This is a genomic window from Niveispirillum sp., from assembly GCF_017996735.1.
Classification (GTDB): domain Bacteria; phylum Pseudomonadota; class Alphaproteobacteria; order Azospirillales; family Azospirillaceae; genus Niveispirillum.
Genome location: NZ_JAGOGJ010000068.1, coordinates 1 through 26,290, shown reverse-complemented (window position 1 = coordinate 26,290; position 26,290 = coordinate 1). Strand labels below are relative to the sequence as shown.

Genomic DNA, 26,290 nt, shown 5'->3' with positions numbered 1-26,290 from the left:
GGTGCATCCGATCAGGGCGAACTTCGTCATGAAAACGCCGCTTGCGTCGGGGGGCGGATGGCCTCATATAGCAAATCACGGTCAACTGCTTATGAGCCGCGCGATGTTGCGCTTCACCCCCTTGCGACGACGAAAGATCTCGGTCCCCTCCTATGGGCGGCCGGTTCTTGTGCACGGGACCTGACGCCATTCGCGTGGGGGTCCCGGCCAGACGCTTCCTACAGTGTCTCCCCCACATTCCATTTTGCCGGGAAACCCCAATCGTATGAACATCACGCTTGAGCAGCCGGTTCACGCCGCCGCCATCGAAAAGCTCCTCGACTCCTCCTTCGGCCCCAAGCGCCACACCAAGACCGTCTATCGCCTGCGCAAGAATGTCGCCCCCGTGGCCGACCTGTGCTTTGTGGCGACCGATACGGACGAAACCGGCAACGAGGTGTTGCTGGGCACCATCCGTTATTGGCCGGTGATGCTGGGCAACAATGTGCAAGCCCTGATGCTGGGCCCCATCGCCATTGACGCGGCGCACCGCAGCGAAGGCCTGGGTGGCAAGATGATCCGGCACAGCCTGGAGGCCGCCAAGGCCCTGGGTCACCGTATCGTCATCCTGGTCGGCGACGCGCCCTACTATGTGCGCTTCGGATTCCAGCGGGATCTGGTGGCGGGCCTCTCCCTGCCCGGCCCCGTCGATCCCACCCGGTTCCAGGGTCTGGAACTGGTCGAAGGGGCGCTGACCGGTGTCACCGGTATGGTGGGCCGTGCCAAGCCCGCCAAGCTGCGGACGGCTGCCGCCTCTTCCGTCGCGACCGGCACCAGCGCCGCCGTGCGCCCCGTCGCCAAGATCACCGCCCTGCCCCTGCCGGCATCACCGGTCCAGGGCAATGGTCTGGAGACGCCGGTGTCCCGACGTCGTCTGCGGCGCGCGGCGCGCTGACAAAACTGTACCGCCGGGCAGCGATTAGGCCCTTGATCCGGCACCCGGAACCCAATATAAGAACGGTCCCGGCGCGGGTGTAGCTCAATGGTAGAGCAGAAGCTTCCCAAGCTTACGACGAGGGTTCGATTCCCTTCACCCGCTCCAACGCCTCCCAATGAAATCAAGCATTCAGGCCCCTGCATACGAAGCCGGAACCTGCCTCGTTATGCGGGTCGCGTCTGCTCGCGCGTACAGGTGGGCTTTCGTGATGAAACCGTCGCGGGGTAACAGCCTGAATGCCCCCGGGCGCCCAGGCGCTGCTTCCCGCGTCTGCTCAACGTCGCATTTTCACCCAGCTTTGCAGGTCATTCACGCTGTCTTCAAAGGCGTTGGGCGGATCGGTGTTGAAGCGCCGTCCGTTGAATTGCGTCATTGCGGCAATCGACGCGGGCAACTCTGAAACGCTGGGAAAAGCGCGCCCGTCCAGCAACACCGGCACGATCGGTTTCTGCGCTCCCAGGGCCGTTTCAATCTCCCGCCGGATCCAATCGTCCGGTTCATGCGTGCGCTTCAGGGTTTCCGGCGCCAGAAACAGAACGAAGACATCGCACAGGCGGATCGCCCGTTCCAACTGCTGCGGAAACGGGCCGGCGGTGAGGTTGTTCTGGTCGAAGAAGATCGCAAACTGCGGCCGTGTCTTGAACCGGTCCACAATGCGTGCCACCAGTTGCACCGCCTCCGACCGCCGGTAGCTGAAGAACAGGCGGGTAGGTTGATCGCCGCGCGGCCCGACGCCCAGTGCCTTCATGACACGGTCGCGATATTTAACCTGATAAAGCCGCGGCAGAAGCAACTGTGCGAGCCGTTCCTGCAGATGCCCCGCATCGGCCAGCAGCACCTGCCGGTTCTCGGCAGAAAGGCTGTTCAACAGTTCCTGCGCCAGTTCACCAACAAGCGGCCCGCCCCCGCCATCACGCAGATGCGTGGCCATGACGGTGGCGATGCGGGTCGATAATTGATGAACCGGCGAGGTCATGGGTCATCTCCACGTCAGATAGCCAATGGCCGCCGCCACCCCAAAAACCGCCAGGGTGATGTAAAAGCCCAGCGTCTGGCTGAGACGGTAGGCCTTTCCGGCCGCCACCGCCGTATCCAGCAATTGCTTGCCGTCGGCCGTGTGGCTGCCCTGTTGTTCGCCCTCGCGGCGATAGCGGGCAATCACCTCCCGCGCCTCATGCTCCGGAAGCGGCAGGACGGCGCCCAGAATACCCGTCACGGCCGTTTTCAGGTCGGGCTGGCCCAGCACGGCCAGACTGACCGCCAGTCGCTGGATGAACGTGAGTCTGGTGCGTTGACGATCCAGTTCCGGCGCCACACGTTCGGCGATGCGGGCCAGTTCCGCCTGATGCTGTCGGCGCTCTTCCAGGAGTTTGGTGCGTGAACTTTCCTGACTGCGTTCAATGACACGGCGAAGCTGCAGCACGGCGACACTGGCGAACTTGCTGACTTCCGGGTTCGACTTGTCATTAGCCCAGCGGAACAGAGTGTCACTGACGGGCGTATTTTCAGGCTCTTTGCTGTACCAGATCGGGCACCAATAACCGGGTTCAGACTCCCCGATCTTGATGAAGGTATCGCCATCGGGCTGCTGACTGCGCTGGCGGCAATGCAGATCCACCATGAAATCGACAAATACCTCCGATTCCTTCGTGGTCATCGCGAGGATCGTGTTCTTCAATTCACCCTGAACGCTGGCATAGCCGAAACGGGCAAGGCGGTTCACGGATTGAATCGCGGCTTCGCGGACAAAGGGATGGCGTTCAACCTTGAGCACACCGGTCAGCAGTTCCATGGCCGACCGTGTCATATTGTCCAGTTCGTCGACGGCGCGGGTCTGACGGTCCCCCGTCCGCAACCAACCCAGCGCATGGCAGCCGACGGCCGCCAATTGTTCACGACGACCGACCAACGCGGGGTCGAAACCCTTGCCGGAGCCCGCTGCCGCCGCCTGGATCCATGTCCTGATCTGCTCCATCAGGTTCGGGCGATAATGGGTGATGGCCCAGCCCAAGCCTGCGCCAAAACCTTCGCAGAACATCTCGTTCACGGCACGTTTGCCACCGAATTCTTCGAAGAACCGGTCGATCAGGCCGATCATCTGCCCGGTGTGGCGCTGCACCAACGTCGGAACCGCCACCCGGCAGAACCGCTGGAGAACAGTCTTTTGCCGGGCGGACGCATAGTCCAGCACCAGCTTTTCCAGACGCGGGTCCATCCGGTCTGTCGGTTCCTCCAGCGCAAGGCGCGCCAGGATGGAGACGATGGCCGTCCCCATCAGTTCCGGCATCGTATCCCGTGTGGCGCTGCCGGACAGCCGCTGCAGAAGGGCCAGAAGGTCGCTGCGGCTCCGCCAGCCGCCCAGCATCGCCAACGGACCATCCAGCCCGCGTTCCCGCCGGACCCGGCGCAGGGCCGTCGCCACGACGACATGCGCAAAATCCTTACCCGAGGCGATCAGTTCCAGCAGATGCAGTTCGACCACTTCCGGGGACAGCATCCAGAGTTCGCCCAGCGTCTCGCCGATCGTTTCCCGCAGACGCACCCGGTCGGCGGGGGAGGTGAGGATATTGCGGTTGACCCCGTCCTGCCGCGCCGAGGCCAGGGCGAGGCGCACCAGATCAGGCAGCGCCGCGATGATCCGGCGTCGATGCGAGCGCCAGCCGGCCGTTAATATGGCGCGCCGCGCCTCTTCGCTGCGGCAGAAAATCACGCTACCGACGCTCTCGTCGCTGTTCAACGAGACATAGCGCCGGAAATTGACCAGATCCCCATAATCGACAAAGGATCGTCCGGCATCACGCTCCTTCCAGGCGCCCTGCATCAGGAAATCCATCGCTGCAAAGGCCACGTTTTCCTCAAGGTTGTGGAAAAACGCAAAGGCGATCGCCGAGATCTGTTCGACGGGGGTCAGTTCATGGGTAAACCAGTTGCCAACGGTCTGCCGCTGATCCAGCGCGGTCGCGACAAGCGCGTCGATATCCAGCACCGTCTCCTGCGTGCCCGCGCGCCTCAGTTCGGCGACAAAGGCTTCGACCGCCTCCGGATGGCGGAGGTCACCCGCCAGATCGGCCACGGCCCCCTTGATGTCCGCCCAACGGCCACGACCCAGCCGCAACAAGGTTCCCCGGGACGGTGGATCCAGAAGCTCAAAAAGATAGGTTGCCAGATCCTTAACTGAATAAAGCGCGCTATCATCCAGGTCGATCCACTGGCTTTCCAGCTCCGCCGGCAATTGCCACGTGTCACGCGGCTGATCGGTGGAGATCACCACCCAATGTTTTGCGTCATTGCCACGGGTGGCGGCCCGGACCGAATTGGACAGCCGGTGGAACTGGGCCGGGCTGACATTCGACAGCACGAACACTGTCGGCCAATCTTCCTGTTCCAACGCTGGATTATCAAAAAGCTGCCGCCGGACCTCGGCGGCACGGATTTGCGGCCCACCGAGTTGCGAATCATTGTTCAGTCGGGAAAAATTGTAGGCACAGTACCGGGCTATCGCCCGTTTGTCCGATGCGGTGCCACCAAAAATAAACACCCTCTGTCCGGCAGACAATCTCTCCACGACACCGGAGAGATCAGGTTCCGGCCTTGTCCCGACGACCGAAGCATTGATTTCGTCATAGCGGTCATCTTTTGACGAATACTCAGCCTGCCCCCGCTCAAACATACTGTCGAAATCATAATTTTTAAAATCCGGGTCACGATAACTTTCATCGCCAACATTATTTTCAACAGGCTGGGATACATCAGACATTTGGACCACATTAATATTGTTATGCTTCGAATTTACTGGTGATCTCAACCTACCCTGTTGTCAATGCGAAAGTATGCTCCATCAAGCCCATAGGTTGGGAGGGAGGGCGACGGCCATACATTCCGTTCGGCATCGCCGCCCCAACCGCGACGGTCCTTATCCCGCCAGCGCCTTTTCACGAATGCCGGTCAGGGTACTGGTCGGTGTGATGGCTTCGGGATCCAGACGGACATGGACCAGGGCCGGGCGGCCACTGGCGATGGCAGCATCGAAGGCCGCCTGGAATTCGCCCGCCTTTTCAACGGTGAAGCCGACACCGCCATAGGCCCGGGCCAGGGCCGCGAAATCGGGGCTGAACAGTTGCGTGCCCAGGACGCGACCGGGAAACTCCCGTTCCTGATGCATGCGGATGGTCCCGTACATGCCATTGTCGATCACCACAGCGACGATGGCCGCGCCATGCTGTACCGCCGTGGCGAATTCCTGCCCGTGCATCAGGAAACAGCCGTCGCCGGCCAGCGCCACCACCGTCCGGTCCGGATGCTGGAGCTTGGCCCCCACGGCAGCGGGCAGGCCATAGCCCATCGATCCGCTGGTCGGCGCCAATTGCGTGCCATAGGCGCGGTAGCGGTGGAAACGATGCAGCCAGATGGCGTAATTGCCAGCCCCATTGCACATGATCGAATCAGACGGCAGCGCCCGCAGCGCCGAGACCACCTCCGCCATCTGCACAGGTCCGGGATTGGCGGGCACATCATCGGTCCAGGCCCGATAAGCCGCACGCGCGCTTTCCCGCCAGGCGGCACGGGCCGGGGGCACGGAATGCGAAAGCGGGGACAGGCCGGCAGTAACGAAGGCGCGCGGCGAGGCCAGGATCGACAGGGCGGCCTGATAGACACGACCCAGTTCCTCGGCACCCGGATAGACATGCACGAGCGGCGTTCCGGGATTGGGGATGGTCAGCAGTTCATACCCCTGCGATGGCACCTCCCCCATCGTGCCGCCCAGCAGCAGGATAAGATCCGCCCCCTTCACATGGCGCAGCAGCGCCGGATTGGCGCCGAAACCGAGATCACCGGCATAAACCTCGCTGGTCGCATCCACCAGCATCTGGCGACGGAATTCGACGGCCAGGGGGATATCGTGCGCCTGCGCAAAGGCGGTGAAGGTCGCCGCAGTATCTGCCGTCCAGCCGCTGCCGCCCAGGATCGCCACCGGCCGTTCGGCCCTGGCCAGCCGGCCCGCCAGATCGGCGAGAGCGGCGGGATCGGGAAAGGCGTCAACGGGCGCCGCCACCGGCGCGTCGGGCGCATCGGCGATGTCGGCCAGCATATCCTCCGGCAGGGCGATGACCACGGGACCGGGCCGCCCCTGGCAGGCCACACGGAAGGCACGCGACACCAGTTCGGGAATGCGGGCGGGATTGTCGATCTCCACCGCCCATTTGGTCATGCTGCCGAAAACGGCGCTGTAATCCACCTCCTGGAAGGCCCCGCGATGGCGCATGTCGCGCGCCACCTGTCCCACGAACAGGATCATCGGCGTCGCGTCCTGCTGTGCGATATGGACGCCGGCCGATGCGTTGGTGGCACCGGGGCCACGGGTCACGAAGCAGATGCCGGGACGCCCGGTCAGCTTGCCCTGCGCCTCCGCCATGATGGCGGCCCCGCCTTCCTGCCGGCAGGTGATGAAACGAATGCCGCTGTCATGCAGCGCATCCAGCACCGGCAGATAACTCTCACCCGGTACGCCGAAGACCATGTCGGTGCCCTGCGCTTCCAGCGCCGCGACCAGCAGGTGCGCACCGGTGCGCCCGGCCACTTCCCCCGCACCCGTTCCGAACTTTTTCATTGTCACCGCCTCTTGCTTGGCCTGGCGTGAGTTTGTGGGGTAGAACCGTCAGAATGAAGCACCGGATTGTGCATTTATCCAATGCCTTCTGGGCAAAACGGGGGTCAAGGCCGACGCAATGCAGCTTGACGACAAGGATACGGCCCTTTTGCGGATGCTGGAAGCCGATGCCCGCATGCCGGCGGCGACGCTGGCCCGCCGCCTGAAACTGTCGCGAACCACTGTGCAGGCACGAATCGATCGGATGATGGCCAATGGTGTGATTGCCGGTTTCACCGTCCGCCACGGCGATGCCTATCGCCGCGCCCTGCTGCAGGGCATCGTGATGATCACCGTGGCCCCCAAGCAGACAGCAGCGATCGAGGCGAAGCTGCGCGCCATGCCCCAGGTCCGCGTGGTGCATTCAGTCAGCGGCGGCTACGACCTGATGGCCAATGTGGCGGCCATGGAGATAGCGGAACTGGACCAGACCATTGATGCCATCGGGCTGATGGAAGGGGTGGAGCGCACCACCTCCTCCATCATCCTGTCAACGCGGGTGAACAGATAGAAGGCACGCCAGCGTCAGACGACCCACAGGTTTTTCAGGGAGGGCACGATATTGGTCACGAGGTTGTCGAAACGTTGGCGCAACTCGGCCAGATTGTCCTCTTCTTCCATGAGCATCTGGCCATTCCGGACAAGACGCTGCTGACGGGAACGCATATGCGCCCATACGACGCCCACGGCGTCGACACCCCCCCCTTCAAGAAAGGCTGACAACAGCATCTGGTTCATCTGATCAATGGCAAGGGCGCTGCCGATCAACGGCGACGCCAGATAGCCGATGTCGCCGGACAGCCTTGACCGGGCCAGGACAGCCCGGTTGAACCGGTCGGTGGAGGACCGGGCGGCGGTGGCAAGTTCCAACGGGACGCAGGGATGGGCATAAGCCAGCGACACAAGGATGGAAAGAGCCTGACAAATCTGCCGCAGGGGAAGATGGGGGAACGATGCGGCCAGTTCATCGCCCGTAACCGGCCCCTTCGCCAACCTGTCCATCAGCGGCAGATACCCCTCTGCCGTGACACCGATTTGCCCCAGCGGGGTTGTCAGAGTGGCATCCAGCGGATTGCTAATAGGCGCACTCAGGATGAATGACGTATTTTTCCATCTGGCGTCGGCATCGACAGCCTGAAGGGGCAACGGCCCCTTCACGAACAGGTCCCGGCGGAACTGCTGGTTCAGGATATAATCCTTGATCCCCTCGCGCCGGCTCGCGGGCTCCACCCCGGCCAGCAACCCAAGCTGTTCCGGCGTGAAGATCAGATTTTCAATCCCTTCAAAAGGTCGCGCGGGGGCGATCCAGGTCAGCTTGGCGGCCGACAATTCACTGACGACATCCGCGTGATAGAAGGGTGTCCACTCACGATTGAAATATTCATGCGCGATATAGGAGCGCGCTTTGGTAGCGATCTCCTTCAGCCGGTCACCGGTGCCCGGATTGTTTGCAAAATAACGGGCGTTGACCTGGGCCAGGGCGTCGGCCGCCTTCAGCGCCTGGTCAATCCGCTTCAAGATCGGGACATTGCCGAGATCGGCATTATCCACCAGCAGCCGCCGCAGAGGCATCAGCGCCGCCCAGCCAGGCAGGCTGTTATAGGAGATATAGACCAGTCCCCCGACCTTCAGCCGCCGGGCAATGAACCGCACGATGGCCTGCCGGTTCTCCGCGCTGACCCAGCTATAGATACCGTGCAGGACGATGATGTCGAAATCCGGCAGATCGGTCCGTTCCGCCATCTCCGCGAAGCTGCTGTCCATGAAATGGACATTGGTGATGCCCGCTTCCGCTGCCAGCGCCCGGGCGCCGGCAATCTGCGACGGGTTGAAATCATTGGCGTAGAACTGGATATGGGGGGAAACGGCGGCCAGCAGATTGGTTGTCAGGCCCTGGCCACAGCCCAGTTCACAATAATGGAGGGGCTGGGTCGGATCAGGGGCCGACTGCGTGGCGGCAAGGGCGCCGAGAGCCAGGAAACCCGGCGACAGTTCCCGGTAGAAACCGTGGACATAATTGATTTCCGCCACATATCCATCGGACCATTCCGTCGGCATCAGTCCTCATCCTGTCTTGGGAGCGGATCATGAAGACGGAACCCGACGATGGCATCGGGGCGTCTGGCCGAAGCGGGAGCCCCCCTGCCCCCGCTTCGGCGCAATGGTCAAACGTCCAGGTTGGCCACTTTCAGGGCATTTTCCTGAATGAAGGCGCGGCGGGGTTCGACCACGTCGCCCATCAGGGTGCTGAACACATCCTCCGCGTCGTCGGCATGGTTGACCTTGACCTGCAGGAGGGAGCGGACATTGGGGTCCAGCGTGGTTTCCCAGAGCTGGTCGGGGTTCATCTCCCCCAGACCCTTGTAGCGCTGGATGGTCAGACCATGGCGCCCCTGGTCGATCACCCCCTCGAACAGCGAGGACGGACCGGTAACATGGCGCAGATCCTTCACCCGATGGCGCAGGGTACCGGCCACCGTATAGGTGGCGGACAGATGGTCGACCATGGCGTCCAGCCGCCGCGCCTCGGCACTTTTCAGCAGGTCGGCGTCCAGCACATGACGATGGGTGACACCGCGGCGGGTGCGTGACAGGACCAGACCATCCTGGTCGGCCGTGCCCCGCCAGCCGCCGATGGCGGCGGCGGTGGCGTCCACGGCCATGGCGTCACCCGCGGCCAGAGCCCGGTCACGGGCCAGGACGTTCAGGCGGTCAGCCACGATCGCGGTCAATTCGGCGGCGCGGGCCGGATCATCCAGCAGCTTGGCCGACAGCGCACCGATGATGGCGGCCTGTTCCACCACATCGCGGTTGCCGGCCTTGCGGGCCAGCGCCTGGATAGCGGCCTTGGCCGCGCGGGCCTGTTCGACCAGACCGCGCAGATCGTCGCCACCCTTGGCGGACCCGTCGGCGGCAACCAGAAACACGTCGTCCGTGCCCTGGTTGATCAGGTAATCCTCTAGCGCGCGGTCGTCCTTCAGGTACCGCTCCTTGGCCGTGCCGCGCTTCACGCGGTACAGCGGCGGCTGCGCGATGTAGAGATAGCCCTTCTCGATCAGTTGCGGCATCTGGCGATAGAAGAAGGTCAGCAGCAGGGTGCGGATGTGGGCGCCGTCAACGTCGGCGTCCGTCATGATGATGATCTTGTGATAGCGCGCCTTTTCGATCTGGAACCCGATTTCCGGGTTCAGTTCGTCGCGCCCGATGCCGGTGCCCAGCGCAGCGATCAGGGTGCCGATCTCGGCCGAGGACAGCATCTTGTCGAAGCGCGCGCGCTCCACATTCAGGATCTTGCCGCGCAGGGGCAGGATGGCCTGATTCTGGCGCGACCGGCCCTGCTTGGCGGAACCGCCGGCCGAATCACCCTCCACGATGAACAGTTCGGACAAAGCCGGGTCGCGTTCCTGACAGTCGGCCAGCTTGCCGGGCAGGCTGGCCATGTCCAGCGCCCCCTTGCGGCGGGTCAGTTCGCGGGCCTTGCGGGCGGCCTCACGCGCAGCGGCGGCTTCCACCACCTTGCCCACGATCTTGCGGGCATCGGCGGGATGTTCCTCAAACCAGGTGGACAGGGCATCGGCGCAGATCGCCTCCACCACCGGACGCACTTCGGACGAGACCAGCTTGTCCTTGGTCTGGCTGGAAAATTTCGGGTCCGGCACCTTGACGGAGATGATGCAGGTCAGGCCCTCGCGCATATCGTCGCCCGACAGCGCCACCTTCTCCTTCTTCAGGATACCGCTTTCTTCCGCGTACTTGTTGACGGTGCGGGTCAGGGCGGCGCGGAAGCCGGCCAGATGGGTGCCGCCGTCACGCTGCGGGATGTTGTTGGTGAAGCACAGCGTCGTCTCATGATAGCTGTCGTTCCACTGCAACGACACTTCCACGCCGATGGGTACGCCCGCCTCCGACGCGCGTTCGGACTTGGCATAGATGCCGGGCTTGTGCAGGGCCGTCTTGGACCGGTCCAGATAGGCGACAAAGGCTTCCAGCCCGCCCTCATAGAACAGTTCGACGGTCTTCGGCTCTACCCCGCGCGCGTCGGTGAAGATGATCAGCACGCCGGAATTGAGGAAGGCCAGTTCGCGCAACCGGTGTTCCAGGGTCTGGAAATCGAATTCGGTCTTGGTGAAGGTGGCCTTGGAGGGCAGGAAGGTCACTTCCGTGCCGGTCAGATGCTCTCCCGCCCGCTTGCCTTCCGCCACGATGGGGGCCGCGCCGACATCGGCCAGGGGCGCCACCGCGTCACCATGGGCAAACCGCATCTCCCAGACGCGACCCAGGCGCCAGATGCGCAGGTCCAGCACTTCCGACAGGGCATTCACCACCGACACGCCCACGCCATGCAGGCCGCCGGACACTTTGTAGCTGTTCTGGTCGAACTTACCGCCGGCATGCAGCTGGGTCATGATGACCTCTGCCGCCGAAACGCCTTCCTCCTTGTGGATGTCCACCGGGATGCCGCGGCCATTGTCGCGCACGGTCACCGACCCGTCGGCGTTCAGGCGCACATCCACCCGGTCGGCATGGCCGGCCAACGCCTCATCAATGGCGTTGTCCACCACCTCATACACCATATGGTGCAGGCCGGACCCGTCATCGGTATCGCCGATATACATGCCGGGGCGTTTGCGGACGGCGTCCAGGCCCTTCAGCACCTTGATGGAACTGGCCCCATATTCCTCTGCGGCGGCGGAGACGGAGGGGGCGGCGGCGGGGATGTGATCGGTGTTCGTCATGGTGCCGGAGTGTAGCAGAAAGAGCCGGAAAACAGGGGTAAAACCGTAAGAACGCTGTCAGAATTCCGCATGGGGCTTACCCGTTTTCATTGACCGTGGCCGGTCAATGACCTCAGGCGCCGGCGCCCACATCCGTGGGCTTGGCTAACGCGCCACCTGGCGCGCGCCGGCAGTTGCCGCCGGCCCTCAATCCGACAATTCGACATTGTCTGATTGAGGGCTAAGCCGCGATTGTGCAACCGTGACATGGGTGGCGGAAGCCCCCAGCGGGCGGAAGATAGCGGCATCGGTGCCGGTCATCCAGGCCTGGCTGCCGGTGGCCAGGATTTCGTCGAAAAGCGCCTGCCGCCGGCCCTGATCCAGATGGGCCGCCACCTCGTCCAGCAGCAGAAGCGGGGCGGTCCCCGTCTCGGCCCGCATCAGACGGGCATTGGCCAGAACGATGGCGATCAGCAGCGCCTTCTGCTCGCCCGTGCTGCCCAGTTCGGCCGGCATATCCTTGGCGCGATAGGTCACGGCAAGGTCGGAGCGGTGGGGGCCGATGGTGGCCCCGCCGGCCGCCGCATCGGCACGGCGCCCCTCGGCCAGGGCCTTGCGGAAGGCGTCTTCCGCCTCCAGCGCCGGGCGCCCGGCCAGCAGCGCATCGACGCTGCCGACAATGGCGATGCCGGGTGCCGGGAACGGCCCCACGCCCTGGGAAGCCGCCGCCTCCAGCCGCCGGGCCATGTCGGCACGGGCGGCGGCCACGGCGATGCCGGTTTCCGCCATCTGGCCTTCCAGCGTGGACAGCCAGGCCGGATCGACCGGTCCGTCACGCAGGATGCGGGCGCGTTCACGCAGGGCATTTTCGTATTTGGTCAGCCGTCCGGCATGGCCGCTGTCGAACCCGAAGACCAGCCGGTCCAGGAAGCGCCGCCGCCCCGCCGCCCCTTCCAGGAACAGACGGTCCATCTGTGGTGTCAGCCAGACGACGGACACATGGTCGGCCAGCGCGATCTGTCCCTTGGCGGGGCGGCCATCGATATGCACCAGCCGCCTTTCGCTCTCGCCCCCAGCCGGATCACGGCCGGTGCCGATCTCCACGGGGCCGTTGGCCGTGGCGACGCTGGCGGCGATGGCCCAGCCGGGGCCGCCCGTCCAGTCCGCCGCCGCACTGTCGCCGATACGCTCGATCTCCGACAGCTTGGCCCGGCGCATGCCACGACCGGGGGCCAGGAAGCTGACCGCCTCCAGGATATTGGTCTTGCCGGCCCCGTTCTCCCCCGTCAGCACGACGGGCCGCGCATCGCATTCAAGCCGCGCGCTGGCATAGGACCGGAACCGGGTCACCGTCAGGCGGGTGACGGCCAGGGTGGGAAGAGAGGGCATCAGGTGGGGGCGGTCCGGATATACGGGTAGGATGCACGAGCCAGGATCACTCGACCTCAGCGGCGGCACGCCGATCAGCGATCAATTCATCAGCAAGGCTGATGCCTTCTGGAACATATTGGCTGACCAGGGATTGGACGCGCTTTATCGTAGCTCCAATGTCTTCCGGCGCGACAACAATTTCATTGGTCTGCCGATTGATTCGCATCGACACCGAATCACCCTCTCTGTTCAAGATTGTGATTCTGACATGCCCCCACACCGTGTCAAGACGGCATGCCCTTGGTCCGGGGCGGCGGCGTACGGACATCCCCAGGTGCGATTTCTTCGATGATATCAAACATGCACCCGGTGATCATGATGGGATCCTGCTCCCAGAGCATGGCCGCAAAAAGATTGCGCAGGTCGTGCCGACAAGGCAATCGCCCGCCGGGAAACGAAACACCCCGGCCGGGGTGTTTCCCGAACTTAAGCCACCAACAGTCCTCACACCCGCATCGGCATCAGCACATACAGTGCCGCCAGATCGGCCGCGTCGCGGACGATGGTGGGGGAATTGCCGTCGGCCATCAGGAACTGGGCCTTGCCGCTTTCGATCTGGCCGGTAATGTCCAGCAGGTAGCGGCTGTTGAACCCGATCTCCAGCGGCGTGTTGTCGTAATCCACCTCGATCTCTTCCGACGCGGAGCCGGCATCGGCGGCAGTGGCCGACAGGGTCAGCACGCCCGATTCCAGCGCCAGCTTCACGGCCCGCGATTTCTCGGTGGAGATGGTGGCCACGCGATCCACGGCACCGGCGAACAGCTTGCTGTCCACGGACAACAGCTTGGTGTTGCCGGCGGGGATGACGCGTTCGTAATCCGGGAAGGTGCCGTCGATCAGCTTGCTGATCAGGGTGACGTCACCCAGGGTGAAGCGGATCTTGGTCTCCGACAGGGAGATGTCGACATTGCCCGCCACCTCGTCCAGCAGCTTGCGAACCTCCAGCACGGTCTTGCGCGGGATGATCACGCCGGGCAACCCTTCCGCCCCTTCGGGCAGCGGGGCTTCGACGCGGGCCAGTCGGTGACCGTCCGTCGCCACGGCGCGCAGGGCCGGCACCTCACCGGCCTTGCCCTTGGTGGCATGGATATGGATGCCATTCAGGTAATAACGGGTTTCTTCGGTGCTGATCGCGAACTTGGTCCGGTCGATCAGGCCCTTCAGCACATCGGCCTTCAGCGAGAACTGATGCGACCATGTCCCGCGCGTCATTTCCGGGAAATCGGCGACCGGCAGGGTGCCCAGGTTAAACTTGGACCGGCCCGAACGCAGGGTCAGCACATCACCCGTGGCATCCAGCTCCACCTGGCTGCCATCGGGCAGCTTGCGGGCGATGTCATACAGGGTATGGGCCGGGGCCGTGGCCGAACCGGGGCGGACAACCTCCGCCACCACCGTCTCGGAGATTTCCAGGTCCATGTCGGTGGCCAGCAGCGACAGGCTGCCATTGGCCGCGTTCAACAGCACATTGGACAGGACCGGGATGGTGTTGCGCCGTTCGACAACGCTCTGCACATGCCCGAGGGAGCCAAGCAGGGCGGTACGTTCGATGATGATCTTCATCCTGGATCCGGTCGGCTATGGTCCCCGGACGGGGACGTCAACGTTGCTCTGTCCCCCCGCCTGCCCGGCGGGAGGGGCGCTACCATAGCATAAGAGTGCGGACATAACAGGGGTTTGCTGCATGGTTCCCCCCTTGCCTGATGGACAGGTGCCCCCGCCGGCTCCGGACGGCGGGGGCACCTGTTATTTACATGTTCCCTCAGCGCCGGGCGGGCGCATCCGCGCCCTTGGCTTACGCGCCCATGGGGGGCGCGGGCCGGCGGTCGCCGGCCTGCAACGGTCATGGAAAATGACCGTTGGCTCAGCTTATTTACATGTTCCCTCAGCGCCGGGCGGGCGCATCCGCGCCCTTGGCTTACGCGCCCATGGGGGCGCGGGCCGGCGGTCGCCGGCCTGCAACGGTCATGGAAAATGACCGTTGGCTCAGCCCTTGACCTGCTTCACCCAGGCATCGACCTGCGCCTCCAGCACGGTCAGAGGCAGGCCGCCGGACCCCAGCACGACATCGTGGAACCCCTTGATATCGAACTTGTCGCCCAGCGCGGCGCGCGCCTTGTCACGCAGGTCCAGAATCTTCAACTGCCCCAGCTTATAGGCGCAGGCCTGACCCGGCAGCACGATGTAGCGGTCGATCTCGATCGTCACCGCCCCTTCATTCATGCCCGTCGTGTCGCGCATATAGGTGATGGCCTGGTCACGGGTCCAGCGCTTGGCATGGATGCCCGTATCGACGACCAGCCGCACGGCGCGGAAAAGCTCATCCCGCAGGCGCCCCAGATCGCCATACGGGTCCTTCTCATACATGCCCATTTCCTTGGCCAGCCGCTCCGCATAGAGCGCCCAGCCCTCGGCATAGGAGGTGAAGGGGTAGACCTTGCGGAAGGTGGGCACATCCTCGATGGTCTGGGCCAGGGCCAGTTGGAAATGATGGCCGGGCACCGCCTCATGATAGACCAGGGTCGGCAGGCTGAATTTCGGCGCCCGCGATTTTTCGCCCAGATTGATGTAGAAGATGCCGGGGCGCGACCCGTCCATGGCCGGGGAATTGTAGTAACCGCCCGGTGACGTATCCTCGGCATATTCGGGCACGGCCTGGATATCCAGGGGCTGTTTTGGCAGCTTGTTGAACCAGTCGGGCGCCTTGGCCATGACCGTGTCGGTCATGCGCTTCAGGTCGGCCAGTTCCTCGGCATGGCTTTCGCGGCCGGGGGCATAATGCTGGGCCGGGTCCTTCTCCAGCGCCTGGATGCGTTCACCCACGCTGCCATCGGCATGGCCCAGGCTTTTCAGCAGCGTGTCCATCTCAGCCGTGATTCGGGCCACTTCCGACAGGCCGATCTCATGGATCACGTCGGGTTCCATATCCACGGTCGTGTTGGCACGCAGCGCCAGCTTGTAGTAACGCGCGCCGTCCGGCAGGCGCCAGACGCCGGCATCGGGCGTCGCCTTGGGCCGGATTTCCTCACGCATCAGCTTGGCCAGGTTCCGATAGGCGGGGTAGACATTCATCTCCACCGCCTGGGTCGCGGCGTCGATCAGGCGGACCCGTTCCGCCTCCGCCACGCCGGCCTTTTCAAGCCTTGCCTTGAAGGTGGTGACCAGCGGGCTGGCGGCGGCCGGGTCCCGGGTGAAGTTATCCAGCACCACCAGGCTTTTATCGATCACGAAGTCTGGCGGCACGACACCGGCCGCCGCCTGGTTGCGCACCGACTGCCCCAACTGCTCGAACTTGCGCGACACGGCCTGCAGGCGGCTGATATAGCGCTCGGCCGATTTCACATCCTTGACGACATGGCCGTTGGTCAGGAACTGCGGCAGGCTGACCGGCGGGGAGAAAAGCTGATCCACGGGATACAGCCCGCCCCCCGGCACCACCCAGGGGAAATCCATCTGCGCCAGATTGGTGGAATAGAATTCCAGCATCACCTGCTGCGACAAGGCCTGCTGCCCGGTCAGGCCGGTGAAGCCCTTGATCTCCGCGATATAGCGGGTCATGTCCTTGCGGGCCTTCTCCAGATCCTCCGGCCGGATCTCGTCCAGCTTGCCGGAATGGAAATCCAGGAAGGTGCCGTCGATCATGCCCAGTTGGGTCATGACTTCCGGGCTGTCCAGCACCTGCAGGATGGTCTGGCGCTCGATGGTCGGGTGGATGGGCAGCGGCCCCCACAGGCCATAGGCCACCGCAAGCGCCCCCAGGCCGACAACACCCCCCACGGTGCCCAGCAGAATCTTCTTCAGCTTCACTCTCTCATCCCCCTCTTTTTCCGGCCCATGGCTGTCCGTCCGCCCGCCGGTCGTTCGGCGAAAAAGCTATATGCAGTCATCCCTTCGCACCAGAAGAACATGAAAGTGGCGGGGATTTGCCAATCGCGGCGGGGCGCGGCAATGTGGGCCGCCTTGGGAAGGATTTGTTCTGACAGGGGCGGCATGGATAAGCGCCGGAAACTTTATCGGGCGGCAGGCGCCATCGCGGCGGCAACGGCCGTGACGCTGGCCGTTGCCTGGGCGCTTCTGGCCGGGGGCGGTGGCGGACCGGCGCCACCGCCCCCGGCCACCAGCCCGACATCGGCGCTGTTTCGCCTGCTGCCGGATGGCCGATGGGAACGTCTGCCCCTGGGCCAGGGCATCCCGCGCGACCGTGACCCGGATATCAGCGCGAAGGGGGCTGTCGCCTTCGCGTCGGACCGGTCGGGCCATTTCGACATCTGGGTCGCCGACCTGGACCAGCCGCCTGCCCCCGTCACCGCCTTCAACGGGGCCGCGACCGGGTCCCCGCGCTGGGCGCCCGACGGGCGGCGCCTTGCCCTGACCAGTGTGGCCGACGGGGCACCGGCGCTGTTCATCCTCGACCGCGCGTCGGACAAGCTGCGCCGGGTGGCCGCCGATCCGGGGGCGGAAGACAGGGCGCCGGCCTGGTCCCGCGACGGGCAAAGGCTGTATTTCGCCTCCAACCGCCTGGGCGGCTGGCGCATATGGATAACGCGCCCGCCCTATCAGGAAGCCATGCCCATCACGGAAGAGGGCTGGCTGGCGGCCAAGGAGAGCGCCGATGGTCGCTGGCTGTACATGGTGCGCGAGGGGGATGGCGGGCTGTGGCGGCAACCGGCCGATGGCGGCATCGCGGAACCGGTCGCCCCGCTGCCCGCCGCCGCTGACAGCGAAAGCTGGCTGCCCACACGCGACGGTGTCTATCTGCTGGACCGGGATGCCGACGGGACAGTCCGGCTGCTGCTGCTGCCCACCGATGGCGGGGCCGTGCGGGCGCTGGCGACGGCGCCGGGTGCCGTCCGGCAATCGACGCTGACGCTGGACATGGGGGGACGCCCCGTCATTGCCGGCCCCCCTTGACTAAACGGCACTTTACTTGGCCGCCGCCGCTTCGTAACAAGGCGCACTGTCTCGTTTGGGAGTTCTGGCGCAATGCCGAAGATGGTGTTCATTGAAACCGACGGCACCCGCCGCGAGGTGGATGCCCCCCTGGGCCTGTCGATCCTGGAAGTGGCCCGCCGCCACGATATCGACCTGGAAGGTGCCTGCGAGGGGTCGCTGGCCTGCTCCACCTGCCATGTCGTGGTCGCGCCGGAATGGTACGACCTGCTGCCCGACGCGCAGGAGGACGAGGAGGACATGCTGGATCTGGCCTTCGGCCTGACCAAGACCTCCCGACTGGGCTGCCAGATCCGTATCACGCCGGAACTGGACGGCCTGACGGTCAAGCTGCCGGGCGCCAAGTAAGGCAACCGTCATGGCGCCGGCGCCCCGGACCCTGCCCGATCTGGCCACGCAAGGCGGCCTGTTCGACCGGCTGCGGGCCACCGCGCGCCCGTCCTGGGACCGCTATGTCCGCCACGCCTTTGTGGCGGGCATGGGCGACGGCACCCTGCCGCAGGCCTGTTTCCGGCATTACCTGATCCAGGATTACCTGTTCCTGATCCATTTCGCCCGCGCCTATGCGCTGGCCGCGTTCAAGGCCGACAATCTGGCCGACATGCGCGCGGCCGCCCGGTCCATGGCCGCGATCCTGGATCTGGAGATGGGCCTGCATGTGAAATATTGCGCCGGCTGGGGCCTGGACGAGGCGGCGATGCAGGCGGCGGCAGAGGCGCAGGGCACCCTGGCCTATACACGGTTCGTGCTGGAACGCGGGCTGGCGGGTGATCTGCTGGACCTGCATGTGGCACTGGCGCCCTGCATCGTCGGCTATGCCGAGATTGCGGCCACTCTGCTGGCCGATCCGGCAACAAGGCTGGACGGCAATCCCTATGCCGACTGGATCGCCATGTATGCCGATCCCGAATATCGGGCTGTGGCCGTGGCCCAGGTGGAGCTTCTGGACCGGCTGTCGGCTACACGCGGCGGTGACGCGCGCTTTGCCGACCTGTCGCGCACCTTCGACGCGGCCAGCCGGCTGGAGGCGGGGTTCTGGGACATGGGGCTGGGGCTGCTGCCATGACCATGCCGGCACCGCAGGCCCGCCAGGAAACGCTGACCCTGCTGGCCCCGCTGCTGCTGGTCCTGTCCGTCTGCATGCCGCCGCTGGGCGGGGGGCTGGCCAAGGACGTGTCGCAGGGCCATGCCATCCTGGCGCTGGCCTTCCTGCGCAATGCCCTGGCGGCGGCCATCATGCTGGTCATCGTGCGCCCGTCCTTCATGCGCCTGACGCGGGCGCAATGGGGGGCGGCGGCGGCACTGGGCGCGGCGCTGGCCATTATGAATGCCAATTTCTATCTGGCGCTGGCCCGGCTGCCGCTGGGTGTGTCAGTCGCCATCGAATTCCTGGGACCGCTGGCCGTCGCCATGATGGGCGCCCGCCGGCTCACGGATTATCTCTGGCCGCTGCTGGCCTTCGGCGGGGTGCTGCTGCTGACGCCGCTGGCGGGGGCCGAAAGGCTGGACCCCGTGGGCCTGGGCTTCGCCGTAATCACGGCCGGCGCCTGGGCCGCCTATATCCTGCTGTCGCGCCATGCGGGGCGGCAGATATCGGGCATGACGGGTCTGGCCCTGGCGCTTCTGTTCGCAACCCTGTTCACGGCACCGGTGGGCCTGCCCGTCTCCGGCCCCTATCTGTCCAGCACGGAGATGCTGGCCAAGGTGGCGGCGGTGGCCATGCTGTCCACCCTGCTGCCCTATGCGCTGGAATTCGTGGCCCTGCGCCGGGTCTCCACCGCCCTGTTCGGCATCATGATGGCCATGGAACCGGCCCTGTCGGCGATTGTCGGCCTGTTCCTGCTGGGAGAGGTGCTGTCGCTATCGGCCGTCAGCGCCATCGCCCTGATCTGTCTGGCAGCGGTGGGGTCAAGCCTGTCGCGGCGCACGGCCCAGTGATAAGCGGCCCCGCTCGACAAAGCCCGTCTTCATGCCCACCAGCCAGTAAAAGCCGATGCTCAGCCCCTGATGCAGGGCGAATTCGGCCAGATCGGCCCAGCCTTCAAAATCCGGCGGGTCGGGATCGGTGCGGGTCAATAGATCGGGGAACGGGAAATCGCTACCGCCGACAAAGAAGGAAAACAGCACATTGTTGATGATGTGTACGCCCATCGCCGCCTCCAGCCGCCCGAAGCGCACCGTCATCCAGGACAGGAACAGCGCCATCATCATGATCTCCGCCCGCACGGCCCAGACGGCGCGGGCGTCCGACCCTTCATGGGCCAGCGTGAACAGCAAGCCGGTCAGCAGGGCGGCCGGCACGGCATGGCGGAACAGCAACTGCGCCCCCTGCGCCAGATAGCCCCGGAACAGCAGTTCCTCCGCCGATGCCTGAAGGCCGAACATCACGACGCTGACCGGGGCCAGCAGCAGGAACACGGTCAGCGATGTGCCGGATGGCTGCAACTCCCCCATCCACAGGCCGATACCCACCTGCACCAGCATCGGTACGGCATAGACCAGCGCCGACCGCCCCGCCATGCCCCAATCCACCGGCCGGCCGGGTGCGATCAGGTCGCGCAAGCTCATCCCGTGCAGCCAGCGTGTGGTCAGCGCCAGCACGGGAATGGCCAGCGCATTGATGGCCAGCAGACCATAGGACTGCACATAGGGCAGGTTCCGGCACCCTTTCGCCACCGCCGCCACGGCCAGATAGACCACGATGCCGGCCAGCAGCAGCAGGATGACGGTCATCACCGTGCCGAACAGATAGGACCGGCGCGATTGTCCCGTCGCCACCCCGGCCAGATGCACCGGCACCGCCCCGTCCGTCATTCCGCCCGCTCCCGCCACAAGCCCTCGACAAATCCCGTGCGCAACCCGATGAACCAGTAATTGGCGCAGACGGCGCCATAGACCAGGGACTGGGCCAGGAAGGTATTGGCATTGAAGGGACGGTCGGGGAATTCCTCGGCAAAGCCGCTGACCGACGGCAAGCCATGGTCCGGCCGCGCGGCCAGGGTGAAGACGATCAGGTTATGGGCGAAATGTACGCCCATCGCGGGTTCCAGCCGGCCGGCCCGGGTGGTCAGCCAGGACAGGGCCAGACTGATCATCAGGATATTGGCCTTGCGGTCCCAGCCCTGGTCCCAGGCGCCCGTGTCGTGCAGCGACAGGAAAATGAGGGCCACCGGCAGGGCCGCCAGGGCCGCGTGGCGGAACAGGACCTGAAAGCCCTGGGCCATGTAGCCACGGCAGACCATCTCCTCCGCCGTGGCCTGCAAGGCCACCAGCACCAGCATCATGGGCAGCAGCGCCAGCGCCGCCCGCCAATCGCCCAGGCCCAATTGCCCGCTCATCACCGCCATCACGATGACGGGGGTGAAGGCAAGGCCATAGGTGACGGCGGATCGGGCCATCATGCCCAGATCCAGATGCTGTTCAGGGGCCACCACGCTCATCAGCGACCGGCCCTGAAGATTAACCACCAGACCCAGCACCAGGATGATGGCGGCCAGGGCCAGCAGGTTGGTGATGCGACGGATGGCCGGGTCCCCTTCGGCCCAGCCCAGCGACAGGCTGATCGTTTCCGACAGCCCGCCCGCGGCCCAGGCGACGGGGAAGACCAGCAGGCCCAGGGCCACCATGCCCACCAGGTAGTGCCGGAAGGGCAGGCCCAGATGCACGCCGACCTGATGAACCGGCACAGGTACCCAGCCCAGACTGTCGCCCCGCTGCCGCATGGTGCCTTCCATCCGCTGTTCCGCCCACCGGTTTACCCGCAGGCGGCGGCAGGGCGCAAGCGGCCGCACCTATGGAAGGGGGAAAGCGCCGCTTCCGCCGGGTCCGTCATTCCCGCCAGATATAGCCCGTGCCCGGATCATTGCCGATGGCATCGAACCCGTCATCGACATCGCGGAATTTCCGCCTGATACGCTTGATGAAGGCGCGGACATTGGCGCGATAGCCGACATTGCCCTTGCCGGCCATGAAGCCGGGTCCATGGACCAGATCATAGAGCTCACGATAGCCGACAGCCGCACCCGGCGTGCGAACCAGGAGATGCAGCATCTTCAGCTCCGTCCCTGTCACGGGCACATGCCGGCCCCGCCACAGCGCGCGCCCCGTATCGAAACGCAGATGCAGGTCGCCCCGCACCACATGGGATTGGGAAGAACTGCCGGACGCCCCCTGGGGCGGGGCCGATGCGGTGAAAAATGTGCCGCCCAGCGACATGGCTTTGCTCCTTCTTTACAGTTCGTCGGCGTCCTCCCCCGCCAACCTCTCTCATGCAGAACAGATGACCTGCGGCGATGGCACGCAGGGGGCCGAAAAATGGCGGTGCTGGGGCTGTTATCAACTTCACCTTTTACGCCCACGGGGCGCGGAAGGGGTAATGCCGGCGCACAGTACGCACCCAATCCCCCGTGACAAGAACCGGCGGCCATGGTTGAAAGAAGCGGGGCCGGTGGGATGTCCGGCCGGGGAACATACGATGGAAGTCCTCCACGACCTGGATGTCATGACGTTGCTGGTCACCTTCGCCGCGGTGGCGACGGGGCTGGCCGGGTCATTGGGTATCTATTGGTGGCGCCAGCGCACGATTCCGGGCCTGGGCCTGCTGACAGGCGGGGTGGTGATGGGGGCGACGGGTGTCGCCGCCCTGGCCGCGCGCGACCATGTCCCGCTCTGGCTGTCGGTGATCATGGGCAATGCCGGTGTCGGCCTGGCCCATGTGCTGCTGCTTCTGGGCATAAGGCGCTTCTGCGGCCGGCCCCTGCGCGCCACGGTCCCGGCCGTGACACTGGCCATCCTGACGGCGGTGATGGTCTATGACGTCCTGAACCGCGACGACATCATCCTGCGCTCCATCGTCGCCACCATCTGGCTGGTCGGCATCAAGCTGACCATCGCCTATGAAAGCTGGCGGCAGGGGCGGCATGTGGCGCCACGGCTGTGGGTGGTGATCACGCTGGTCTTCACCATAATGGCCGTCATCCTGGTCGTGCGTCTGGCCGATATCCTGATCCGCCAGGACAATGGGGGCTTCTTTTCCCCCAGTCCGGCGGCGGCGCTCAATTTCCTGATGGCGATCGTGGGGCTGGTGGCGGGCTGCATGGCCGTCATGGCCCTGACCAATGATTACCTGCAGCGCCGCCTTGAGTCGGAGGCGGCGGAAAACGGGCGCGTGGCGCGCGAACGCGATCAGGCGGCCCAGACGGCCGACGCCGCCAACCGGGCCAAGTCGGTCTTCCTGGCCGCTGTCAGCCATGAGATCCGCACCCCGATCAACGCTGTCATGGGCGGCCTGGAAATCCTGAACGGCCACGGACGGCCCGACCCCGCGTCGCCCCAGGGCAAGGTTCTGGAAGTGATGGAAAAGGCCGGCCAATCCATGCTGGCCCTGCTGGACGATCTGCTGGACATCACCCGGATCGAGGCCGGGCACCTGTCGCTGGTGGCGCAGCCGATGGACCTGCATCAGCGCCTGCACGACGCTATCGACCTGATGGCGGGGCGGGCCGCGGCCGGCGGGTTGACGCTTGAACTGTCCATCGGCGCCGATGTGCCGCGCCATGTCAGCGTCGATGCCGCACGGCTGCGGCAGATCCTGCTGAACCTGATCGGTAACGCCATCAAATTCACCGATCGCGGCGGCATCAAGGTGGTGGCCGTGCGCCAGCCGCCCAGTGTGGGCCATGCCAGCGCCACGCCCGGCGCGGCCCTGGTCCGCATCACGGTGGCCGACACGGGCATCGGCATTCCCGCCGCCAAGCTGCCCCATGTCTTCGACGCCTTCTATCAGGCCGATGGCGGGGACAATCGCCGCTATGGCGGCGTGGGGCTGGGGCTGGCCATCTGCAAAAGGCTGGTGGGCATGATGGGCGGCAACATCCAGGTGGAGAGCGCGCCCGGCCATGGCACGGTCTTCACCGTCGATCTGCCGATGCCGCTGGCGACGGCCCCGGTGCAGGTACCCGGCGGCACCGCGCGCCTGCTGCCCTACTGGACCAGCAAGCCGCTGGTGCTGCTGGTCGAGGATGACAGCATCAACCAGTTCGTGGCCAGCCAGTTGCTGACGCGCCAGGGCGTGCAGGTGATCACGGCGGAGGATGGGGAGGCAGCGCTGGCCATCCTGGCCGTGCAACGGGTCCGGCTGGTGCTGATGGATATCGGCATGCCCGGCATGGACGGGTTCGAAACCACCGCCAGGCTGCGCCAGAGCAAGGGCCCCATGGCGGGTGTTCCCGTCGTGGCGCTGACGGCCAATGTCCTGCCGGAAACCGTGGCCCGCAGCCGCGCCGTGGGCATGCAGGGTTTCATCGCCAAGCCCATCAGGCTGGAGGATCTGTTGTCGACCCTGGCCCGGATCATCCCGCCCGACGGCATGGGCGCGGTGGCGATGGCCGGCACCCACACCGATACAGGACAGCCTCCCCCGCTGCGTCCCGCCGATAGCGGCCCCATGGGGGCCTTGCGGGGGCGGCTGGGCGGACAGGCCGTCGATGCGCTGCTGTCGCTGGCCGCCCGGAACGTGGCGGAAGCCCGGCACAGCCTGCATCCGATGGGGGGCGAAGGGGCCGATGCCGACATGCCGGCCATCCGCCGGCTGGCCCTGCGCATGGCCGACGGGCTGGACAGTGTGGGCTTCCCCGCCGACGCCCAGGCACTGCGCGACTGCCTGGGCCTGCTGCGGCCCGGTCAACCGGTGAACACCGCCCTGGCCGCCATGGATGCCATCCTGGCCGATGCCCAGGCCCGGCTGCCCCGCGCACGGTCAGCGGCGGAATGATACCATCGGTCAAAATTCTTGACCGTTAGTATCGGCGGCGACCGCCGCCGCGCCGCACGTGCGGCGTTAGCCAAGGCTGCGGATGCAGCCGCCCGGCGCTTGAGGGGCAGGAAAGATTGACCGAAGGTCAAGATTTCATGCCGCGTAGCCAAGGGCGCGGATGCGTCCGGCCTTCTATTTCAGCAATTTCTCCATCGCCTTCTTCACCGCCGGGTCGATGGGCGGCGGGGCCACGTCGACACCCTCGGCCAGGGCGGAGACGACATGCCGCAGCACGGCCACGCGCGCATGCCATTTGGCATCCGCCGGCACCGCGACCCAGGGGGAACGGTCGGTGCTGGTGCGGGCGAACATCTCGTCGATGACCTGTTCATACTCGCCGCGCCGGTCGCGGTTGCGCAAATCCTCCGCCGTCAGTTTCCAGCGCTTGTAGGGATTGTTCAGCCGCTCCTTGAACCGCTCCAGTTGCTCATCAGGCGACAGGTGCAGGAACAGCTTCACGATGCGCACGCCATCATCGGTCAGCAGCCGTTCGAACTCGTTGATCTCGTCATAGGCGCGGCGCCATTCGTGCGGCTTGGCGAATCCTTCCACCCGCTCCACCAGGACGCGGCCATACCAGGATCGGTCGAAAATGGCGAAGGTGCCCGGCTCGGGCAGCCGTTGCCAGAAGCGCCACAGGTAATGCCGCCCCTGTTCGGCCGCCGTCGGGGCCGCGATGGGCCATACATGGGCGCCGCGCGGGTCCAGGTTTTCGGTCAGGCGGCGGATGGCCCCGCCCTTGCCGGCGGCGTCCCAGCCTTCGAAGACGATGATGGCGCGGCGCCGGGAATGCCAGTAGGCCTGCTGCACATGCAGGATCGTCTCCTGCAATTTTTCCAGTTCCTTCTGGTAGGCCCCCTTGTCGACGAAGCGATGGGCCTTCATGTCAAGATCGGCGAGGCGGGGAACAGGCAGGGTTGCAGAGGTCATCTTGTGTCCGCTGTGTAGGGTGGGATCGGCAGTGTAGACACCGCCTGGATAAACCCGCCAGACCTTCACCGACATGATCCGTGACAATTCCGGCGCAGGTAAACGCTCATTGTAACGGAAATGTTTCGCCCCTTGTCAGCCGACGCCCGATGTCCGACGCATGTCGGTTCGGACAAACCCTTGGCACGAATAAAGGGGACAGGCAGTGAAGACTTTGTTGAAGTGCGGGGCCTCGGCCCTGATCCTGGCGATGGCCGGGGCGATGGGCCCGGTGACGGCCATGGCAGCGGACGCGTCCACCCAGGTGGCGCAGGCGGAGACGGACAAGGTGACGAACGACAATCCCTTTTTCCACAAATGGACCACCCGTTTCGGCGTTCCGCCCTTCGACGCGATCAAGCCGGAGCATTTCAAGCCGGCCTTTGAAAAGGCCATGGCCGACCATCTGGCGGAAATCAAGGCGATCACTGACAACAAGGATGCGCCCACCTTCGCCAACACCATCGACGCGCTGGAGATGAGCGGGGAGATGCTGGGCAATGTGTCCCGCGTCTTCGGCAATCTGACCGCCTCCAACACCAATGACCAGCTTCAGAAGATCCAGCGCGAAATGGCGCCGGTGATGGCCGCGCACAACAACGCCATCAACCTGAACGCCCCCCTGTTCACGCGCCTCGACACGCTTTATGCCCAGCGCGACAGCCTGAAGCTGAGCGCTGAACAACGCCGGGTTCTGGAACGCTACCACCTGGATTTTGTGCGCGCCGGCGCCAAGCTGGAGGGCCAGGACCGTGAGCGTATGGCCGCCATCCTGCAGCGTCTGGCCG

General features: G+C 65.1%; 20 protein-coding genes, 1 tRNA gene and 1 pseudogene. 9 read left to right on the top strand and 13 right to left on the bottom strand.

Annotated elements, in window-relative coordinates:
• Window positions 1-265: 265 nt before the first annotated feature.
• Both KBA48_RS19725 and KBA48_RS19720 read left to right on the top strand, forming a co-directional pair.
• A complete protein-coding gene (locus KBA48_RS19725; RefSeq protein WP_292909528.1) occupies window positions 266-934 on the top strand; it encodes a GNAT family N-acetyltransferase in 669 nt (222 codons plus the stop codon).
• A gap of 73 nt (window positions 935-1,007) precedes the next feature.
• Window positions 1,008-1,081, top strand: a tRNA-Gly gene (locus tag KBA48_RS19720).
• A gap of 169 nt (window positions 1,082-1,250) precedes the next feature.
• Here KBA48_RS19720 and KBA48_RS19715 read toward each other — a convergent pair.
• The 3 genes from KBA48_RS19715 to KBA48_RS19705 form a co-directional block, all read right to left on the bottom strand.
• Window positions 1,251-1,952, bottom strand: coding sequence for a toll/interleukin-1 receptor domain-containing protein (locus KBA48_RS19715; RefSeq protein WP_292909526.1), 702 nt, complete (start codon window positions 1,950-1,952; stop codon window positions 1,251-1,253).
• 3 nt (window positions 1,953-1,955) lie between these two features.
• Window positions 1,956-4,364 (bottom strand): hypothetical protein, encoded by a 2,409-nt coding sequence (locus KBA48_RS19710; protein ID WP_292909524.1) that lies wholly within the window; start codon window positions 4,362-4,364, stop codon window positions 1,956-1,958.
• Window positions 4,365-4,889: 525 nt separating this feature from the next.
• Window positions 4,890-6,584 carry a thiamine pyrophosphate-binding protein gene (locus tag KBA48_RS19705; protein WP_292909522.1) on the bottom strand — a complete coding sequence of 565 codons (1,695 nt, stop codon included), beginning with the start codon at window positions 6,582-6,584 and terminating at the stop codon, window positions 4,890-4,892.
• Window positions 6,585-6,702: 118 nt separating this feature from the next.
• Here KBA48_RS19705 and KBA48_RS19700 point away from each other — a divergent pair, with 118 nt between their 5' ends.
• On the top strand, window positions 6,703-7,134 hold the full coding sequence (locus KBA48_RS19700; RefSeq protein WP_292909520.1) for an Lrp/AsnC family transcriptional regulator: 432 nt from the start codon (window positions 6,703-6,705) through the stop codon (window positions 7,132-7,134).
• A 14-nt stretch (window positions 7,135-7,148) separates the two neighbouring features.
• Here KBA48_RS19700 and KBA48_RS19695 read toward each other — a convergent pair whose 3' ends face one another.
• The 6 genes from KBA48_RS19695 to KBA48_RS19670 all read right to left on the bottom strand — a co-directional run bounded on the left by KBA48_RS19695 (window position 7,149) and on the right by KBA48_RS19670 (window position 16,576).
• Entirely contained in the window at window positions 7,149-8,681 is a 1,533-nt protein-coding gene (locus KBA48_RS19695; RefSeq protein ID WP_292909518.1) for a class I SAM-dependent methyltransferase, read from the bottom strand.
• A 107-nt stretch (window positions 8,682-8,788) separates the two neighbouring features.
• Window positions 8,789-11,359, bottom strand: coding sequence for a DNA topoisomerase (ATP-hydrolyzing) subunit B (gene gyrB, locus KBA48_RS19690; RefSeq protein ID WP_292909516.1), 2,571 nt, complete (start codon window positions 11,357-11,359; stop codon window positions 8,789-8,791).
• 186 nt (window positions 11,360-11,545) lie between these two features.
• Entirely contained in the window at window positions 11,546-12,727 is a 1,182-nt protein-coding gene (gene recF, locus KBA48_RS19685) for a DNA replication/repair protein RecF (RefSeq protein WP_292909514.1), read from the bottom strand.
• Window positions 12,728-12,773: 46 nt separating this feature from the next.
• Window positions 12,774-12,941, bottom strand: coding sequence for a hypothetical protein (locus tag KBA48_RS19680; RefSeq protein ID WP_292909512.1), 168 nt, complete (start codon window positions 12,939-12,941; stop codon window positions 12,774-12,776).
• Between the two features lie 272 nt (window positions 12,942-13,213).
• On the bottom strand, window positions 13,214-14,332 hold the full coding sequence (dnaN, locus tag KBA48_RS19675) for a DNA polymerase III subunit beta (protein ID WP_292909510.1): 1,119 nt from the start codon (window positions 14,330-14,332) through the stop codon (window positions 13,214-13,216).
• A 423-nt stretch (window positions 14,333-14,755) separates the two neighbouring features.
• Entirely contained in the window at window positions 14,756-16,576 is a 1,821-nt protein-coding gene (locus tag KBA48_RS19670; protein WP_292909508.1) for a DUF885 family protein, read from the bottom strand.
• A 183-nt stretch (window positions 16,577-16,759) separates the two neighbouring features.
• Between KBA48_RS19670 and KBA48_RS19665 the strand changes: the two genes are divergently transcribed.
• From KBA48_RS19665 to KBA48_RS19650, 4 genes are all read left to right on the top strand, one after another.
• Complete coding sequence (locus KBA48_RS19665) at window positions 16,760-17,680, top strand: hypothetical protein (RefSeq protein ID WP_292909506.1); 921 nt, start codon at window positions 16,760-16,762, stop codon at window positions 17,678-17,680.
• Between the two features lie 72 nt (window positions 17,681-17,752).
• Window positions 17,753-18,067: a ferredoxin family 2Fe-2S iron-sulfur cluster binding protein gene (locus KBA48_RS19660; RefSeq protein ID WP_054169451.1), complete on the top strand. Its 315-nt coding sequence runs from the start codon at window positions 17,753-17,755 to the stop codon at window positions 18,065-18,067.
• 10 nt (window positions 18,068-18,077) lie between these two features.
• Window positions 18,078-18,785 (top strand): thiaminase II, encoded by a 708-nt coding sequence (gene tenA / locus KBA48_RS19655; RefSeq protein ID WP_292909499.1) that lies wholly within the window; start codon window positions 18,078-18,080, stop codon window positions 18,783-18,785.
• Window positions 18,782-19,657 (top strand): EamA family transporter, encoded by an 876-nt coding sequence (locus KBA48_RS19650; protein ID WP_292909498.1) that lies wholly within the window; start codon window positions 18,782-18,784, stop codon window positions 19,655-19,657. The genes tenA and KBA48_RS19650 overlap by 4 nt, the downstream gene beginning before the upstream one ends.
• Here the strand turns inward: KBA48_RS19650 and KBA48_RS19645 are convergent.
• The 3 genes from KBA48_RS19645 to KBA48_RS19635 form a co-directional block, all read right to left on the bottom strand.
• Window positions 19,628-20,533, bottom strand: coding sequence for a CPBP family intramembrane glutamic endopeptidase (locus tag KBA48_RS19645; protein ID WP_292909496.1), 906 nt, complete (start codon window positions 20,531-20,533; stop codon window positions 19,628-19,630). The genes KBA48_RS19650 and KBA48_RS19645 overlap by 30 nt on opposite strands.
• Window positions 20,530-21,453, bottom strand: coding sequence for a type II CAAX endopeptidase family protein (locus KBA48_RS19640; RefSeq protein ID WP_292909494.1), 924 nt, complete (start codon window positions 21,451-21,453; stop codon window positions 20,530-20,532). The genes KBA48_RS19645 and KBA48_RS19640 overlap by 4 nt, the downstream gene beginning before the upstream one ends.
• Before the next feature lie 94 nt (window positions 21,454-21,547).
• Window positions 21,548-21,934: a winged helix-turn-helix domain-containing protein gene (locus KBA48_RS19635; protein WP_292909492.1), complete on the bottom strand. Its 387-nt coding sequence runs from the start codon at window positions 21,932-21,934 to the stop codon at window positions 21,548-21,550.
• Between the two features lie 259 nt (window positions 21,935-22,193).
• On the opposite strand from KBA48_RS19635, the gene KBA48_RS19630 reads away from it, so the two are divergent.
• Window positions 22,194-24,491 (top strand): ATP-binding protein, encoded by a 2,298-nt coding sequence (locus KBA48_RS19630; protein WP_292909490.1) that lies wholly within the window; start codon window positions 22,194-22,196, stop codon window positions 24,489-24,491.
• Between the two features lie 174 nt (window positions 24,492-24,665).
• On the opposite strand, the gene KBA48_RS19625 is transcribed toward KBA48_RS19630, so the two are convergent.
• Window positions 24,666-25,463 (bottom strand): polyphosphate kinase, encoded by a 798-nt coding sequence (locus KBA48_RS19625; protein WP_292909488.1) that lies wholly within the window; start codon window positions 25,461-25,463, stop codon window positions 24,666-24,668.
• Between the two features lie 205 nt (window positions 25,464-25,668).
• Here KBA48_RS19625 and KBA48_RS19620 point away from each other — a divergent pair.
• Window positions 25,669-26,290: pseudogene (locus tag KBA48_RS19620) on the top strand (hypothetical protein); the annotation flags it as partial.

What these genes read in the sequence shown, in the direction of transcription:
- KBA48_RS19650 (WP_292909498.1), top strand. Translation starts at nt 18,782, where the DNA reads ATGACCATGCCGGCACCGCAGGCCCGCCAGGAAACGCTGACCCTGCTG.
- tenA (WP_292909499.1), top strand. Translation starts at nt 18,078, where the DNA reads ATGGCGCCGGCGCCCCGGACCCTGCCCGATCTGGCCACGCAAGGCGGC.
- KBA48_RS19645 (WP_292909496.1), bottom strand. Translation starts at nt 20,533, where the DNA reads ATGACGGACGGGGCGGTGCCGGTGCATCTGGCCGGGGTGGCGACGGGA.
- dnaN (WP_292909510.1), bottom strand. Translation starts at nt 14,332, where the DNA reads ATGAAGATCATCATCGAACGTACCGCCCTGCTTGGCTCCCTCGGGCAT.
- KBA48_RS19660 (WP_054169451.1), top strand. Translation starts at nt 17,753, where the DNA reads ATGCCGAAGATGGTGTTCATTGAAACCGACGGCACCCGCCGCGAGGTG.
- KBA48_RS19630 (WP_292909490.1), top strand. Translation starts at nt 22,194, where the DNA reads ATGGAAGTCCTCCACGACCTGGATGTCATGACGTTGCTGGTCACCTTC.
- KBA48_RS19640 (WP_292909494.1), bottom strand. Translation starts at nt 21,453, where the DNA reads ATGGAAGGCACCATGCGGCAGCGGGGCGACAGTCTGGGCTGGGTACCT.
- recF (WP_292909514.1), bottom strand. Translation starts at nt 12,727, where the DNA reads ATGCCCTCTCTTCCCACCCTGGCCGTCACCCGCCTGACGGTGACCCGG.
- KBA48_RS19725 (WP_292909528.1), top strand. Translation starts at nt 266, where the DNA reads ATGAACATCACGCTTGAGCAGCCGGTTCACGCCGCCGCCATCGAAAAG.
- KBA48_RS19715 (WP_292909526.1), bottom strand. Translation starts at nt 1,952, where the DNA reads ATGACCTCGCCGGTTCATCAATTATCGACCCGCATCGCCACCGTCATG.
- KBA48_RS19625 (WP_292909488.1), bottom strand. Translation starts at nt 25,463, where the DNA reads ATGACCTCTGCAACCCTGCCTGTTCCCCGCCTCGCCGATCTTGACATG.
- KBA48_RS19635 (WP_292909492.1), bottom strand. Translation starts at nt 21,934, where the DNA reads ATGTCGCTGGGCGGCACATTTTTCACCGCATCGGCCCCGCCCCAGGGG.
- KBA48_RS19665 (WP_292909506.1), top strand. Translation starts at nt 16,760, where the DNA reads ATGGATAAGCGCCGGAAACTTTATCGGGCGGCAGGCGCCATCGCGGCG.
- KBA48_RS19705 (WP_292909522.1), bottom strand. Translation starts at nt 6,584, where the DNA reads ATGAAAAAGTTCGGAACGGGTGCGGGGGAAGTGGCCGGGCGCACCGGT.
- KBA48_RS19695 (WP_292909518.1), bottom strand. Translation starts at nt 8,681, where the DNA reads ATGCCGACGGAATGGTCCGATGGATATGTGGCGGAAATCAATTATGTC.
- gyrB (WP_292909516.1), bottom strand. Translation starts at nt 11,359, where the DNA reads ATGACGAACACCGATCACATCCCCGCCGCCGCCCCCTCCGTCTCCGCC.
- KBA48_RS19700 (WP_292909520.1), top strand. Translation starts at nt 6,703, where the DNA reads ATGCAGCTTGACGACAAGGATACGGCCCTTTTGCGGATGCTGGAAGCC.